The organism is Thalassoglobus sp. JC818 (assembly GCF_040717535.1).
In the GTDB taxonomy this organism is placed as follows: Bacteria; Planctomycetota; Planctomycetia; order Planctomycetales; family Planctomycetaceae; genus Thalassoglobus.
Window position 1 is genome coordinate 217410 of record NZ_JBFEFI010000001.1, and the last position, 15539, is coordinate 232948.

Consider the following 15539-nt stretch of genomic DNA (forward strand, 5'->3'; position numbering starts at 1 on the left):
AATCCGAGGATTCCGAGAACCCATCTTCTTCAGAATATCGTCGCGGTGAATGTGAATTCAATCGGAAGATGCCACGACCTGATTGCGGGATCGAATTGGAAACGCCATGATCTCAAATGTCGAAGCTCCGTGATCACGTGAGCTGAAACGCTTCTCCAAATGCGTTCATGTCTTGGGTTTCCCGAGAAGAAATTCCGTTCTGCCGGTTGTGATTTCCAAGTCATGTCAACGTGATGTGTGCGCCGTGGGATTGTCTTTGGAAAGGTTGAGTCATGCTGCGATTGAAGGTGCTGAGACTTCTCTTCGTATTGCCGATGGCAATTGGATTTTCGAGTGTGAGTTGGGGGCAGTCTGACTCAGACATTCCATCGTTTCTCAAGACTCCCGATCGCCTGGAAACACGCATGGGGACGCTGGAATTTGAAGATGGCGTTCCGACTGTCGAGACAGCTGAGACGGTGCAAGACACTCTCGACCTCGCCCGAGCATTGAACGTTTACAACAACAGTTTTCGCGGCGCTTCAGCCCTTGCGATTCGCAAAGGCTTCCAGAGCATCGGAGTCAACGACAACGACGTTGTCATCTTTTCCGAGCTCATGGATTCGCACTCGCTCTTTCTGACAGCCAACGCCGACACGGTCTATTACCTGTCTGCAGTCGATTTGAGCAAAGGACCGATGGTCATTGAACAGCCTCCTTTGGGGTTGGGAACGATCAATGATATGTGGTTCTCATGGATCATCGACATCGGCCGCCCCGGACCGGACCGAGGCATGGGTGGGAAGTATCTGCTTGTTCCGCCGGGATATGATGGGCCCTTGCCCGAAGGAGGATACTTCGTCGCCCACTCAAAAACTCTTCGAGTCCTCTACGCCGCCCGCTCTTTCCTCGTTAAGGATGATCCCAAACCGGCCGTCGACAACATCAAGAAGAACCTCAAAATCTATCCGTACACTCCAGGAGGTTTCGGAACAAGCATCGCACAAGCTCTCGAAGGGGAAGTCAAATTGGGACAAAACCCGCCTGTGCCGGAAACGCGTTTCGTCGAAGCGACCGGAAAGGCCTTCAATACAATTCCACCCAGTGACTACGGCTTTTTCGAACTCATCAATGAGAACGTGCAGAACGAACCAGCCACAAGCTATGACGTTGAATTGTCCGGGCAGCTCGCAGCAATTGGAATCGTTAAGGGTCAGGAATTCAAACCCGACGATCGCTTGAAGTCGATTCTGACCGAAGCAGCAGCCTTGGGAACTGCGACGGGACGCAGTTTGAACTGGCGGTTTGCCGTTTCTCATCCAGATTGGGCGTATTATCCCAATTCCCAATGGGGCAACATGCTCTTCGAAGGAGGAGCATTTTTCGAAACCCCACCTCCGATGTTTACGAAATCAGGAATGTTCGAACCACTCCCCGCAACTGGAGCCAGAACTCTCGATTCGCGGACCGCGTTTTACTACGCATACACACTCGACTCTCCCGGAATGATCATGCGAATTCCCAGAGTCGGTTCGCAATACCTGATGTGCTTTCTGGATCCAGAGGGAACCCCGTTCGATGGAGGCAAAACCTACAAGGTGACTCTCCCTGCCAACATTCCCGCAGCAGCGTTCTGGTCATTCACGCTTTACGACAATCAGACCCGTTCGATGCTTCGGACTCCGCAGCATTACCCACGAGCCGGAAGCCAGAACTACCCCTCTCCTGCCGCTGTCGAGAATCCTAATGGAACGACCACTGTGTACTTTGGTCCTGAACAACCACAGGGAGTCCAGCGCGGCAACTGGATTCAAACGATGCCCGGAAAAGGTTGGTTCACGATTCTTCGGCTTTACAGCCCACTCGAGTCATTCTTTGACAAGTCATGGCAGCCGAGCGAGATCGAAGTTGTTGAGTAGTCCTTAGCAACAGCAGTGCTATCCAGAAAACTGATCCCGAAGCCCATTTCTTCTGTGAAGTGGGCTTCGTTTTTGAATGCATTCAATCGCCAAGACTTCATCGACCGCATTCGAACGACAGTAAAGTCCTCAGTCATCGAACGAGTCGTGAGCTTGATCGTTCAAGAGTTTCTCAGCGAGGCTGGTGTCGTAACGATCTTCAAAATGGTAGAGCTTACCCCGACGAAACTTCATGAGTTGGGTGAGTTCCATCGGTTCGGTGAGTGGTCGTCCGATCGGGTGCAGCCAGCTTTGGCCCCAAACAATCACCTCGTTCCCCTGACCGATGAATTTGTAATGAGGCTCATAATCGTGATTCGGAGGCGATTCGATAAATGAAAAGAACTGCTTGAAGAGTGCCTGGATTTGCTCAAGGCCTTTGTATCGACCAGCGAAGGGAACGGTCTGCGGGTCTCCTGCAATGTAGAATTCGACGTCTTCATCGAGATAGGGGCGAAAGTGACGAAACCCATCCGCCTGATGGACATACAGTCCTTCGATGTATTTTCGCGCGATCTGGACAGGATCGGAAATCAGGTCTTCGGGAAAAACAACGTTTGTCGGAGTACTGACCGCTTCGGCAAGATGCTCGATCGTTTTTTTAGAAATTGCTTTTCCCGACTCAGCTTTACTGACAAGCCGTTCGCTGTAGCCCGCTTTCTTCGCCAGTTCCGCCTGCGTCCATCCAAGTCGTTCACGGAAGTGCTTTAGCACTCGCCGGTTACAACAGTAAGAACTCTTGATTTCGTCAGCTGCCCACGTCATTCAACTTACCCACAAAAACTGATTCGACCGATCATCGAGAAGTTACTGAACACAAAACGTCCACGCAAGGCGAACGTGCGCGTGTCGTTCGTGTTCAGGCTTCAGAAATCGGCTACATTTGTGAGCCAGAGGACTCTTGTTTCTTAACTTGAGTTTCAAAATAAGCTTACACATTACTTGCAAGTCGTCGAATCAAGGAACAGCCTCGTCGGAAAGGCAGAGCACTGGGAATTGCGTGAGATATCCGGGCCGGGCTCATTCAGTTCCAAAGATGTGGGCCAGCTTTTTCCGACGGGCTGTTTTTCTATCAACTCGCTTTCTTCGAACGCTCGCATCTCAGGTCCTGGCCTCGGCCGGTCGCACCACCTCTCTCACACCATTGCTTCCTTGGTGGGTACTCGGATTCTTCACCGATTGAAAACTGAGTGATTCTGTACGGATCGAATTTCTCGATTGAAAACGTCGGTCCACTTGAATCGGTCACAAGATCGACGCAAACTAAAACGAGTGTTGTCCACATCTTCGCAGCCTGGAAAGCACTTCACAATTTCCTTTCAGTTTGAGGCGAATCCGCCTCTTCGTTGCGTCCTTTCTCACAATGAAAACCCGAGACCTCTCACAAGGGAAAGTCATGTCCCCAAATCCGCGACGGTATGTCTACTACCTGACGACCGCCTTGCTAGTCGCCAGCTTACATTTCACTCACATTCATAGTTGCGATGCTCAGGAATTGCTTCCGCGGCCGGAAGAGTCTTTTCAGGGAAAGATTGGACTGACGTATAAAGACTCCGAAGCTGTCAAACCTCAGTTGAAAATTCCTGCCACGTTCGGACTTGAGGTCCCGCCAAACATCTTGCTCGTCCTCGTCGACGATGCAGGGTACGGACAGTTTGGAACCTTTGGGGGAGGAATCCCGACACCGACATTGGATCGGATTGCCGAGAACGGTTTGAAGTACACTCGGTTTCACACAACTGCCCTCTGCAGCCCGACCAGAGCAGCCCTATTGACCGGCCGAAATCACCACTCGGTGGCCAGCGGTGTGATCGGGGAAGCTGGGACGGGTTTCCCGGGATACACCGGAATCATCCCCGCATCGGCAGCGACGATGGCCGAAATCCTCCGCGAATACGGTTACGCCAATGCATGGTTTGGGAAGAACCACAATGTCCCAGACTGGGAAACAAGCATCGTTGGCCCATTTGACCGATGGGCCGACGGTCTCGGTTTCGATTACTTCTACGGATTCGTTGGAGGGGACACCGATCAGTTTCATCCGGCTCTTGTCGAAAATCGTAGACGACTGGAACCACCGGAAACAAACGAGGATGGCTCACCGTATCACTTCACCACAGACATCGCCGATCACGCCATCCGCATGATTCGTGCTTCGCAAGCAGTCGCTCCTCAACGTCCGTTTTTTGTGTACTTCGCAACGGGTGCAACGCATGCCCCTCATCAAGTTCCGAAGGAATGGATTGATAAATTCGATGGCCAATTTGACGATGGATGGGATGCTTACCGCGAAAAGACAATCACTCGACAGAAGAAGCTCGGTGTCGTCCCAGAAGATGCAAAACTGACTCCTCGCCCCGATTCACTGCCCGCATGGGACTCACTACCGGACGATGAAAAACGGGTTTACGCACGAATGATGGAAGTCTTCGCTGGTTTCACTGCGCATACCGACCATGAAGTTGGCCGAGTCGTGAATGCGATCGAAGAACTTGGGGAACTCGACAACACGCTCGTCATCTACATGGCTGGCGACAACGGGTCGAGTGCAGAGGGAGGATTGAGTGGTCTTCTGAACGAGATGACATTCTTCAACGCCATTCCAGAACCGCTCGACACGAAACTCGCAGCGATCGACACGCTCGGAACGGATCGTAATTACAACCATTTTCCGGCAGCTTGGGCGTGGGCCATGGACACTCCGTTTCAATGGACCAAACAAATCGCCAGCCATTTCGGGGGCACGCGAAACGGTCTCGCGATCTCTTGGCCAAAGGGCATTAAAGCTCGCGGGGAAGTTCGCGATCAATTTCATCACGTGATTGACATTGCCCCCACAATTCTAGAAGTCGTTGGTGTGCAAATTCCCGCAGAATTTAACGGGGTCGCCCAAAAGCCAATTGAAGGCGTCAGCATGGTTTACACCTTCGATAATGCCAACGCCGAAGATCGGCGAACGACGCAGTACTTTGAGATGCTCGGCAATCAGGGGATCTACCATGATGGCTGGATGGCGAGTGCACTCTGCGGAATCCCTTGGGACAGCGAGTCACCTGCTCGCGATCTGCTGAATATGGACTGGGAACTCTATCACGTCGAAGAAGACTTCAGTCAGGCGAACAATCTCGCCAGCGAGCAACCCGAGAAACTGGCTGAGCTCGTCAAACTCTTCTTCTCCGAAGCTGCGCGATATCAGGTCCTCCCACTTGATGACCGCAAGACTCAGCGTCTGGACGTTGCCAATCGCCCAAGTCTCACTGCCGGTCGGGAAACCTTTACTTATCCGAATCTCCTCCGACTCCCCGAAGGAGCTGCTCCGGATCTCAAGCACCGCAGTCACACGATTACTGCTAAGGTCACGCTCCCGGAAACAGGCGGAGAAGGAATGCTGCTGACGCAGGGAGGAAGATTTGCGGGATACGGACTCATGGTGAGAGATGGTCGCTTGATCTATCACTACAACCTAGCTGGAGTCGAGCGTTTCACAATCGAATCGGACGATCGAATTCCGACCGGCGAAGTGACGTTGAAAGCTGTCTACATCACCGATGAGAACAAACCATTCGCAGGTGCGACATTATCCCTCTTTGTTGATGATAAAAAAGTCGGTGAAGGCCGCGTCGAGAAGAGTATTCCAAATCGTGTGACGCTGGATGAGACCTTTGATGTCGGTTTCGACACAGGCACACCAGTCATGGATGGTTACGACATGCCGTTCAAGTTCACTGGTCAGCTCAAGTCGGTCACAGTCGATCTCAACTAGATCGCGTTCTCATTCTGATGCGGGCGATACTTGAACATGCCCGCGCCTGTTTCTTTTGAGTTCAGCAATTCCAGTTTTCCAAGCTCCCCATTGTTGATCTGCGAATCAGTCTTGAAACTGCTCGCAGCCCAACGATGGGGATTTTTTGTTGAATACATTTCGTTCGACGAACTCCGAATTTGATGCAACGAGTCAACAGAACCGACGTCTCAAGATCACTGCCGAACTGCTCCCGTTTTGCCGAATTTCGTGGGTCATTTCAGACATTCAGGTTGGTTCAGAGCCTCCACAACCCATTTCTTATGACGAAACGGTTTTTCACGTTCGTTTCCTTTCACGAAAGAAAAATGATCGCTAAAGTGATCATTGATGCGAGTGCGAAATCGCGAAGGCCAGTTCGCTCGATCTCGCAGCGACCGCTCTCGTTGGTGTGAGTTGGCAAGCGTTTCAACTCAATTGTTTTCGTTGTGCTCACAGAAAGATGTCCCGATGAAAAAGAGAATTCCTCACCGGATAATCGCGATGCTCTGCTTCGTGCAGTTGATGGCGATTACTAATCTCCAGGAGTGTCGTGCTGTCGAAGTTCGCGGATCAGCAGATAACCCGGACACCCTCATGCGTTGGCATCGTGTTTCTTTGACTTTTGACGGGCCAGAGACCAGCGAGACCGCTCGACCGAATCCTTACTTTCAATATCGACTTGATGTCACGTTTGAAGGACCGAGCGGTCAGAGAATGACCGTCCCCGGATTTTATGCTGCCGATGGAAACGCTGGACAAACTGGAGCAGACTCCGGCAACAAGTGGCGGGCATGCTTCAGCCCAAATGAAGTTGGAGAGTGGAACTGGAATGTTTCGTTTCGAGAAGGAGACGACGTTTCCATTTCCGCTGATCCGCAAGCAGGAAAAGCTTGGACACCTTTAGATGGGCAGTCAGGCACTTTCAAAGTCGCGGAATCCGACAAGTCAGGACGAGATTTCCGAAGCCCAGAGAAGGGTCTGATTCTCAACCGAGGCCACCACTTCCTGACGTTTTCGAATGGCGATGTCTTCTTGAAGGGAGGCCCCGGAGTTCCTGAAAACATGCTGGGGTACTACGGTTTCGACAACACAACTTCCAACAACAAACGCGGCCCACTCTACGAAGACATTCCGAAATCGGAAATCTACCTGCATCGATTTGCCGGACATACACAGGACTGGGAAGCTGGCGACCCTGACTGGACACGCAACGACGGTCCGGAAGAAACCCGAGAAAACGCCGGAAGAAACTTCATTGGCATGTTAAATTACCTCGGTCGTCAGAACGGCGTGTCGAGCTTGTACATCATGGCGATGAGTGTCGAAGACGATGGAGATGACACATACCCGACGATTGCCCACGAAGACAAAGAGCACTACGACGTAAGCAAGCTCGATCAGTGGGAGATCGCCTTCTCTCACGCTGAGACCGTTGGCATCTTCATGCACCTGCTGTTGTGCGAAGCATCGAACGACAAGTACTACAACAGCGAAGGAGTACCACTCGGGCGAATTCGCAAACTGTTCTTCCGAGAAATGGTTTCGAGATTTGGGCATCATCTTGCATTCCAACTCGATCTGGGTGAAGAAAACGACTTCACTTATGACGAACTGAAGGAACAAGCTGCATGGATTAAAAACCTTGACGCTTACAATCATCCTATTTCAACCCACAATCGAGGGCCGAAACTTGTCGAAATGTGGACTGCACTCGTGGGCGATCCCAATTTTGATATGACTGCGGTTCAATCCGGACTTGGGAATCAATCGATCTACGACTTCGTCAAAGAGTGGCGAGAGAAATCAGCGGAAGCGGGTCATCCACTCGTTATTTCAGGAGATGAAATTCACGGAACGATGACCGACTACCACAAAGGCCGCATCGAAAAAATGTGGCCATGGTACTTGAGCGGAGGAGGTGGATACGAATGGTATCTGAAAAAGCCAGAGAACCACGACTATGACCAGATCATCGACGACTATCGCATCACGAAGACGATGCCGCGACATATCGGGATCGCAGTCAACGAATTAACAAAACTGCCGCTGCTGGAAATGGCTCCTCACAATGAATTGCTCGTCGACATGCCGCGTGGGTTCTGCTTAGCAGATCCTGGTTCCGTCTATGCGATCTACGACCAGAAAAAGGGAACCGGATTCCATTTGAACCTCAGTGACAGCCAAGGCGAATTCACAGTCCAATGGATCAATCCACGTAAAGGGGGTGCCTGGGCAACAGGCAGCGTATCGACCGTCACCGGCGGATCTGTCGTCGACCTGGGAAGTGCTCCGAATTCGTTGAATAATGACTGGTGCTGTATCGTCACTCGCAAGGACAACTAGAAACATCCAGTACGGAGAGTGAAGGTCGTTTCGCGAAAGACTCACTCTCCTTCAACATCTCCAATTTACTCCGGGGCGTCGCATCAGCGTACGCCCCATTTTTTATGCGGTCATCTTTTGCTTCACCATCTCTTGTTCAACTTTTGCTCCGCCTTTCCAATATTCTTTTCACTCAACGACGAATACCGAGACTTCACACGTTCGCCCATCTATTTCAACACGTCGCGTTCAGAGTTTGCTATCGAAAACTTCCGCAGCCTTTCCTCAAACTTCGGATCCGATGTGATTCCTGTGAATATCTATTCAATCGTTTTTAATGATGTTGAAATTCCGTTGGCGTGAAGTAGCCTTCGAGAAGGCTGACAAACAGGGCAGTTCGCACTCGAAAGTCAGAATCAAAGAAAGTCTGTCGCGATTGTCTTGGCAAATGATATTCGTGACTTTTAAGCAGTCGGCTTTCGATGAAGGCCGATCATTTTTCTACGCGAAGGAGATTCGATGCCGAAAGTTCCATGGTCGCTGAGTTGGATGCTGCGGGCGCAATTGGCTGTTTTGCTGATGTTCGTCGCTGCAGGTCCTGCCTTTGGTCAATCCAAGAAACCCAATATCCTGTTGATCGTTTCCGACGATACCGGTTACGGGGACCTTGGTCCTTACGGGGGAGGGGAAGGCCGCGGGATGCCGACCCCCAACTTCGACCGTCTCGCTGCCGAGGGAATGACATTTTTCTCGTTTTATGCACAGCCCAGTTGCACTCCTGGTCGTGCTGCGATGCAAACAGGTCGCATTCCAAACCGTAGCGGAATGACAACTGTTGCTTTCCAAGGACAAGGAGGCGGACTTCCCGCTGCAGAATGGACTCTCGGTTCCGTGCTGAAGACGGCCGGGTACAAAACCTACTTCACCGGTAAGTGGCATCTGGGAGAGTCAGACTACGCACTCCCGAATGCACAGGGCTACGACGTGATGGAGCACTGCTTTCTCTATCACTTAAATGCCTACACATACGGAGACCCGAACTGGTTTCCGGACATGAGCGATGACCTTCGCGCAATGTTTAACAAAGTCACCAAAGGCTCGTTATCTGGACTCGCTGGGCAACCCGTCAAAGAAGACTGGAAAGTCAACGGAGAGTACGTCGACACCCCCGACAAAGGCATCGTCGGCATCCCTTTCCTCGATCAATACGTCGAGCAGTCCGGAATTAAGTTTCTGGAAGATGCGGCGAAGAATCCGGAGCAGCCATTCTTCATCAACATCAACTTCATGAAGAATCATCAACCCAACCTGCCTGCTCCTGAGTTTAAGCACAAGTCGATTTCCAAAACCAAGTATGCCGATTCAACAGTCGAACTTGATGCACGGATCGGGAACGTGATGGATAAGCTTCGTGAGTTGAAGCTCGATGACAACACACTGGTCTTCTACACCACAGACAACGGAGCGTGGCAAGATGTGTATCCTGACTCAGGGTACACTCCCTTCCGAGGAACAAAAGGAACTGTCCGTGAAGGTGGCAATCGCGTTCCAGCCATCGTCGTCTGGCCAGGAAAAGTCAAAGCAGGCGTTCGAAATCATGACGTTGTTGGCGGTCTCGATTTGATGGCGACATTCGCTTCAGTCGCTGGAGCCAAACTCCCCGAAAACGACCGCGAAGGGGAGCCCATCTATTTCGACAGCTACGACATGACACCAGTTCTGACAGGCACTGGAAAGTCAGATCGCACAGCGTGGTACTATTTCACCGAGAACGAATTGTCTCCTGGTGCGGTTCGCGTGAATCAGTACAAATTCGTGACGAATCTGCGTGGTGATGATGGACAAGCCACCGGTGGCCTTTCCGTCGACTCAAACCTCGGATGGAAGGGTGCTGATAAGTACGTTGCGACCGTTCCTCAAGTCTTCGACTTGCTGCAAGACCCTCAGGAACGATACGACGTCTTCATGAACAACTTCACGGAGCATACCTGGGTGGCTGTTACTTATAACGAGCAGGTCTCCAACCTGATGAAGACTTACCTCAAGTACCCTCCTCGTAAAAAGCAAAGCGAGACGTACACAGGCCCGCTGACACTGAGCGAATATCAGCGGTTCCAATGGGTTCGAAAGCAACTCGAAGAAGATGGCGTGAAGATTCCGCTTCCAACCGGAAACTAGAGCAAGCTGCGCTTTCCTGTGCATTCGCTTGTGCTGTTCCATCAAGTGAAACGAGAGAGTGCAAATCAAATCCGAAGATGCTCAAATCTTCCGCGTCTCAGATAACTCAACTGAAGTTCATTTGAACCGAAGTTGAAGAAGACCTTTGAAAAAGCAACACACCCTGCAAAGAGGTTCATCTCTCTTTGCAGGGTGTGTTCGTTCAAACTCACAATCGAAGCGTTGCAAACTCCCGACAGTCACTAACTCAAGAGGACAGCAGAATGCTCATGCCGACCCGATTGCGTGCGATTTCCTGAGTGATGGCTTTCTGCGATTGCGTTCTTGTGGCTGCACTTTCCTTGGACGATTCGCCGAAATCGACTTTTGGAACTTCGCGTGCAGCGTCTGATTCGACTTCGAAGTACTCTGCTTTCTCAACGCCTGCGAACGAAGCCCAGAGGCTTCCTGGAATCCCGCGGATGTAGGAATTCAGCGATTGAACAGCTTCGTTATACCGTCCACGTTCAACCGACACTCGATTCTCAGTTCCTTCCAGTTGGTCTTGAAGCTTGAGAAAGGACTCGTTGCTGCGAAGTTCTGGGTAAGCTTCCCGGATTGCGAGAAGTCGACCAAGTGCTGACTCCAACCCAGAAGCTGCTGCAGCTTTCTCATTGATCGTTGTAGCGTTCTGGTACTTGCTTCGCGCCTCGGCGACTCCGACGAAGATCGACTCTTCTTGCGCAGCCACACCTTTGACTGTTTCAACCAGATTCGGAATCAGGTCGTATCGCCTTTGAAGTTGAGTCTCTACTTGCGCCCAACTCGACTTGACCTTCTCATCCAGAGACATCACCTGGTTGTATCCAGAGACTGCGCAACCTCCGATACCTACAACAATCAGTCCAAGCACAATTAACACAGGAATTATCGACTTCATCAGGAATGCCTTTTATCTCGTTTAGAATTAAATAGAACAGGGTGGGAACCGACTGTTCGTATATTCGAAGTATGCGGGTGCATATTGTGAAAGTTCGTGACTACAGAAAAAGCTACCAGCTCGCTCCTCCTCCGCCGCCGCCAAATCCTCCGCCTCCACCGAAGCTGCCTCCAAAACCTCCACCTCCTCCTCCAAACGATCGGCCTCCATTCCCCCAGGTTGAATGTGGGGCGATCCACCAACCGTTTCCGGCCCGTCCACGTGGTCCTCGCCTCTTTCCCATATTGGACAAAATAATGAAAAGAATGACCATCAGCACGAAGAAGGCCAGGGGACTCATTTCCTCGCCTTGAGCAGCTCGTCGTTGAGGCACACCGGTCAGTTCGACACCTTGTTCGTCAGCAATTTTGGTCGCAGCCCGCAGAGCAAGCTCAGTGAGACCGGTCGCGTACTGCTCCTGTCGAAAATAGAGCTTCGCCACATCGCGAGAATTGGTCCCGCACCAGCTGTCCGGGAGAATCGGTTCGATCCCGTATCCGGTCTGAATGCGCACCTGGCGATCACTGACAGCAAGCACAATTAAAACACCGTTGTCTTCTTTCTCTGTTCCGAGTTTCCACGCTTCGGACGTTTTCTGGGCGTAGTCGAAGATTGGGAGATTTCCAGTTGTCGCGACAGCCAGCACCTTCATTTGAGCAGTCGTTTTCTGCTCGAGTTCGCGGAGATAGCCTTCCAGTCGCTGTTCCTCTTCGGGAGTAAACACTCCCACCTGGTCAATGACGAAGGTGCCGTCGTCGGGAACGATGTCTTGAGCAATTAGTCTGGGCGTTCCCCAAAACACAAAAGAGAGAATCACTGCGCAGACAATGACCGCCCGTGGCGTCAGCGTTTTCCTCAACCATGTGGATCGCGACGTTTGTTCTGTTTGCTGAATCGGAGAGAAAACGCCCCTCTGTAAATGAGTTCTAAACAACATCAATCCAACCTGCGAGATGTCCGAGTTCGTCGAGGAGTTGGCCGAGTGTTTGCAAATCGTGGCGGCCCTCGTGGTCGATCGACTGTCGGCACCCGGGGAGCGACTTTCCAAGAAGCACCTCACAGCGTTGAACGAGTGGAAGAGGGAGGTAAGCTTTTCTATCACCTGTCAGCCAAGCGATCCCGCGAAGAACGCGAACGAGAGTGTCTTGAGATGCATCTTCGATCCGCTCGACACGTTTTCGATTTCCGCGACTGGCGAGAATGCCTCGCTGAATTTGAATGTCGAGGGTTCGTAGATCCCGTTCACACTGCAGGCGAACATCCGAGTGGTCAAAGTCGACGGTTGCGAGTTTATCTTCTCCAACGAGGTTCACATGAAACTGGTGGATGTCCAACCACTCAAGCGGGAAGACATCAAAGGAAGCTGTCAGTGCTTTCTCAGTGAGAATCAACGGAGGCGCAATGCCTTCCTGAATCGCTTGTCCAGAAGATGCACCAAGTGCGAGAAGACCGTTGACGTCACGCTGATTGGTGACGATCAGAACGTGTACCCGATGATATCGCACATCATAAATCTCGGTCACTGCCGGACCATAAACAGCAACTGCAACAAGGTTATCGCTGAGATCGTCTTGCACTTTCCGCACAAATCGATTCACCACCGGCCGACACTGCAGCGCGATCTGCCTGCGGGGAAGCGGGTGATGGCTGGACGAAGGTTGCGAATTGGGATCTTGCATCTTCGGATGACTATCCATTGAGAAATGAGTGAACCTGAGTAGGGGAAGATGGTCAAAGATTTTGTATTCTGCCGATTGTGCCCTCAATCGATCGACGTTACCAAACTCCTCAGCGGGCTGATGCAGAAAGTGAAACTGAGGGTGACAAGCTTCTTGACACCTCCGCTTTTCAGTCACCCTCCGCTCTGCCGTTTGGAGTCTACGAAATTTGAAGAGTCTCCAACAATCAACGGGAGATCGCCCAAAGTGGATTAAAAATTGTTATTTCTGACTTGGCGTTGTGAGTTGTCATTGATATTGTTATTGCAGATTCGGTAGAGATGTTCAGTTGTCTACTGAATCAAAATGGTCGGAATCAAGCGAGTAGCGTTATTCATGTGAGTGAGGGCGTTTTCCGATCAAGCGGGATTTTGGAGCAAAGGTGGATCCTTTTGCAGTCCCGTTGTTTTGGCATTGACCTGTAAGTGATGCCGAACTGCTGCCAACTATCGGTTGTGTTGACCGCTCTGGGAAGCCGCCTGCGTTGCAAGACAACGCTCCGAGTTCTGAATCTTTCTTGTTTGGTCAGAATTCCTTGGTTAGCGGTCTTTCTGCAGAAGATGATTTTTCTTTCTGCCGAGCCTCTATTGTTCACATTTCCGATCCACAATTTCCCGTGATGGTGACGTTGTGGCTTCATCAACGAATCGAACCGGTCCGACGAAATCCTGATTCACATCCGAGACAATATCGTCTGGAGTGAATTATCCCGGTTGCGGCCATTCACCTGTGATTCCTGTCTGTATGATCTTCGAATTCGATTATTCGCAGGTTTTTTAGGGAATCGCAAGAAGATGCCAACAAAAATGCATCCTGTGAATGAGCAGAGAAGAATGAATCACTCGAACAGATGTCATCCACCTGGCAAGTGATTGTCACTGAAGTTCTTCTGGGCAACCGGTCCGGCCATTCGTTCATCGCAGGCAACTGTGAGATCAAAACGCAGTCACAAGTGAGCTTCTCAATTTGAGACCATTGGATGGTTTCTGCGAAAACTGCGGATCGAAACAAATCGCCAACATTGCTAACGAGCGGTGTTACCTCACAAGACTTATAGAAAGAAACATTTTGACTACGTTTGAAGAACTGAATCTGATCCCACCCGTCCAGCGTGCTCTCGCTGACGAAAACTACAAGACTCCAACTCCCATCCAGGCACAGACCATTCCCCCAGCCATTGAGGGGAAAGACGTTCTGGGTTGCGCTCAAACCGGAACCGGAAAAACCGCTTCGTTTGCTTTGCCGATCCTCAACATGCTTGGAAAACGAAATCGCAAAGCGACCCCCAACCGGCCGTCCGCTCTGATTCTCGCTCCAACTCGCGAACTGGCGATTCAAATCGGCGACAGCTGCAGCAAGTATGGACGCCATCTCCGACTGCGACACGCCCTGATTTATGGTGGCGTCGGCCAACGTCAACAAGTGCGTTCGATGAAACGAGGAGTTCACATTCTCGTTGCCACACCGGGCCGATTGCTCGACCTGATGAACCAAGGGCACATCGAACTCGACCGTCTCGAGGTCTTCGTTCTGGACGAAGCTGACCGCATGATGGACATGGGATTCCTTCCCGACCTGAAGCGGATCATTAAACAGCTTCCAGAACAGCGACAGTCGCTCTTTTTCTCAGCGACTCTCTCACCGAAGATCATTGAACTCTCTAACAGCCTCCTGCGGGATCCGGTCAACGTTAACGTGACGCCGGAGACCACAAGCGTGGAGAAGATCGCGCAGCAGGTCTTGTTTGTCGAAAAGCGAGACAAGTTGAAGACCCTTCAGAAAATCTTGGCGGGTGAAAATGTTGGCCAGACGCTCGTCTTCACAAAGACAAAGCGTCAAGCGAACTCAGTTGCTGAAGAGCTTATGGACGATGGAATTCGTGCGACCGCGATTCACGGAAACAAGTCGCAGAACGCTCGCCAGAAGGCACTCGAAGCATTTCGCCGCAAACGTGTCGACGTTCTCGTCGCCACGGATGTTGCTGCTCGAGGAATCGACATCACGGGAATTACCCACGTCATCAATTTCGACCTTCCAATGGAAGCCGAGAACTACGTGCACCGTATCGGACGCACGGGACGAGCTGGAGCCGAAGGCATTGCATTGACGTTCTGTTCGGGGCAAGAATTCCGCGAACTGCGTGGAATTGAACGACTCATCGGACAGGAAATTCCTGTCGATCCAGACTTCCCACGACCAGAGCGTCGACGTGGTCGTCCAAATGGAGGCGGAGGCGGCAAAGGTCGTCATGGTGGACCTCGCCGACATAACGGAAGTCGTCCCTCATCGTCGAGTGACAAGAATTCCAAAAACGGAAAGTCAAAGCGTCGGTACTCATCGGATCGGACTGTCTCAACAACTTCGAATTCTGAAGGGCGACCGTCGGGCGTGAAGAAGAAACGACGTTCGAAACCAAAGTTTCCACGACGTCAACGCGACGCGAAACCGACGACTTAATGAACCAGAATACATCGCAACGCTATGAAGTAACTTTCTTCACCGGCAGAGCAAATTCGATTTACTGAAAGCACCCGGATCGACTGATGAATCTAAAGTGGACGCCGTTCACAAAACCTTACAGTGAAAGCGTCCACCAGATTCATGAGTGATCAAACTTGTTATGTGCAGGCACGACGATTGAG

At 51.3% G+C, this 15539-nt stretch carries 9 protein-coding genes; 5 read left to right on the forward strand and 4 right to left on the reverse strand.

Annotated elements, in window-relative coordinates; all coding sequences use genetic code 11:
* Positions 1-314 precede the first annotated feature (314 nt).
* Complete coding sequence (locus tag AB1L42_RS00785; RefSeq protein WP_367051678.1) at positions 315-1898, forward strand: DUF1254 domain-containing protein; 1584 nt, start codon at positions 315-317, stop codon at positions 1896-1898.
* Between the two features lie 129 nt (positions 1899-2027).
* Here the strand turns inward: AB1L42_RS00785 and AB1L42_RS00790 are convergent, their stop codons facing one another.
* Complete coding sequence (locus AB1L42_RS00790; RefSeq protein WP_367050137.1) at positions 2028-2651, reverse strand: helix-turn-helix transcriptional regulator; 624 nt, start codon at positions 2649-2651, stop codon at positions 2028-2030.
* Between the two features lie 682 nt (positions 2652-3333).
* Between AB1L42_RS00790 and AB1L42_RS00795 the strand changes: the two genes are divergently transcribed.
* The 3 genes from AB1L42_RS00795 to AB1L42_RS00805 all read left to right on the forward strand — a co-directional run bounded on the left by AB1L42_RS00795 (position 3334) and on the right by AB1L42_RS00805 (position 10221).
* Positions 3334-5700, forward strand: a complete 2367-nt coding sequence (locus AB1L42_RS00795; RefSeq protein WP_367050139.1) for an arylsulfatase — start codon at positions 3334-3336, stop codon at positions 5698-5700.
* A gap of 489 nt (positions 5701-6189) precedes the next feature.
* Complete coding sequence (locus AB1L42_RS00800; protein ID WP_367050141.1) at positions 6190-8064, forward strand: DUF5060 domain-containing protein; 1875 nt, start codon at positions 6190-6192, stop codon at positions 8062-8064.
* 558 nt (positions 8065-8622) lie between these two features.
* Positions 8623-10221, forward strand: coding sequence for an arylsulfatase (locus tag AB1L42_RS00805; RefSeq protein WP_367051680.1), 1599 nt, complete (start codon positions 8623-8625; stop codon positions 10219-10221).
* A gap of 247 nt (positions 10222-10468) precedes the next feature.
* Here the strand turns inward: AB1L42_RS00805 and AB1L42_RS00810 are convergent, their stop codons facing one another.
* The 3 genes from AB1L42_RS00810 to AB1L42_RS00820 all read right to left on the reverse strand — a co-directional run bounded on the left by AB1L42_RS00810 (position 10469) and on the right by AB1L42_RS00820 (position 12858).
* A complete protein-coding gene (locus AB1L42_RS00810; RefSeq protein WP_367050143.1) occupies positions 10469-11140 on the reverse strand; it encodes a LemA family protein in 672 nt (223 codons plus the stop codon).
* 112 nt (positions 11141-11252) lie between these two features.
* Complete coding sequence (locus AB1L42_RS00815) at positions 11253-11996, reverse strand: TPM domain-containing protein (protein ID WP_367050145.1); 744 nt, start codon at positions 11994-11996, stop codon at positions 11253-11255.
* A 109-nt stretch (positions 11997-12105) separates the two neighbouring features.
* A complete protein-coding gene (locus AB1L42_RS00820; RefSeq protein WP_367050147.1) occupies positions 12106-12858 on the reverse strand; it encodes a hypothetical protein in 753 nt (250 codons plus the stop codon).
* A gap of 1107 nt (positions 12859-13965) precedes the next feature.
* On the opposite strand from AB1L42_RS00820, the gene AB1L42_RS00825 reads away from it, so the two are divergent.
* The gene (locus AB1L42_RS00825; protein WP_367050149.1) at positions 13966-15354 is read left to right on the forward strand and encodes a DEAD/DEAH box helicase; all 1389 of its coding nucleotides are present in this window, start codon (positions 13966-13968) and stop codon (positions 15352-15354) included.
* The last annotated feature ends 185 nt before the right edge of the window (positions 15355-15539 follow it).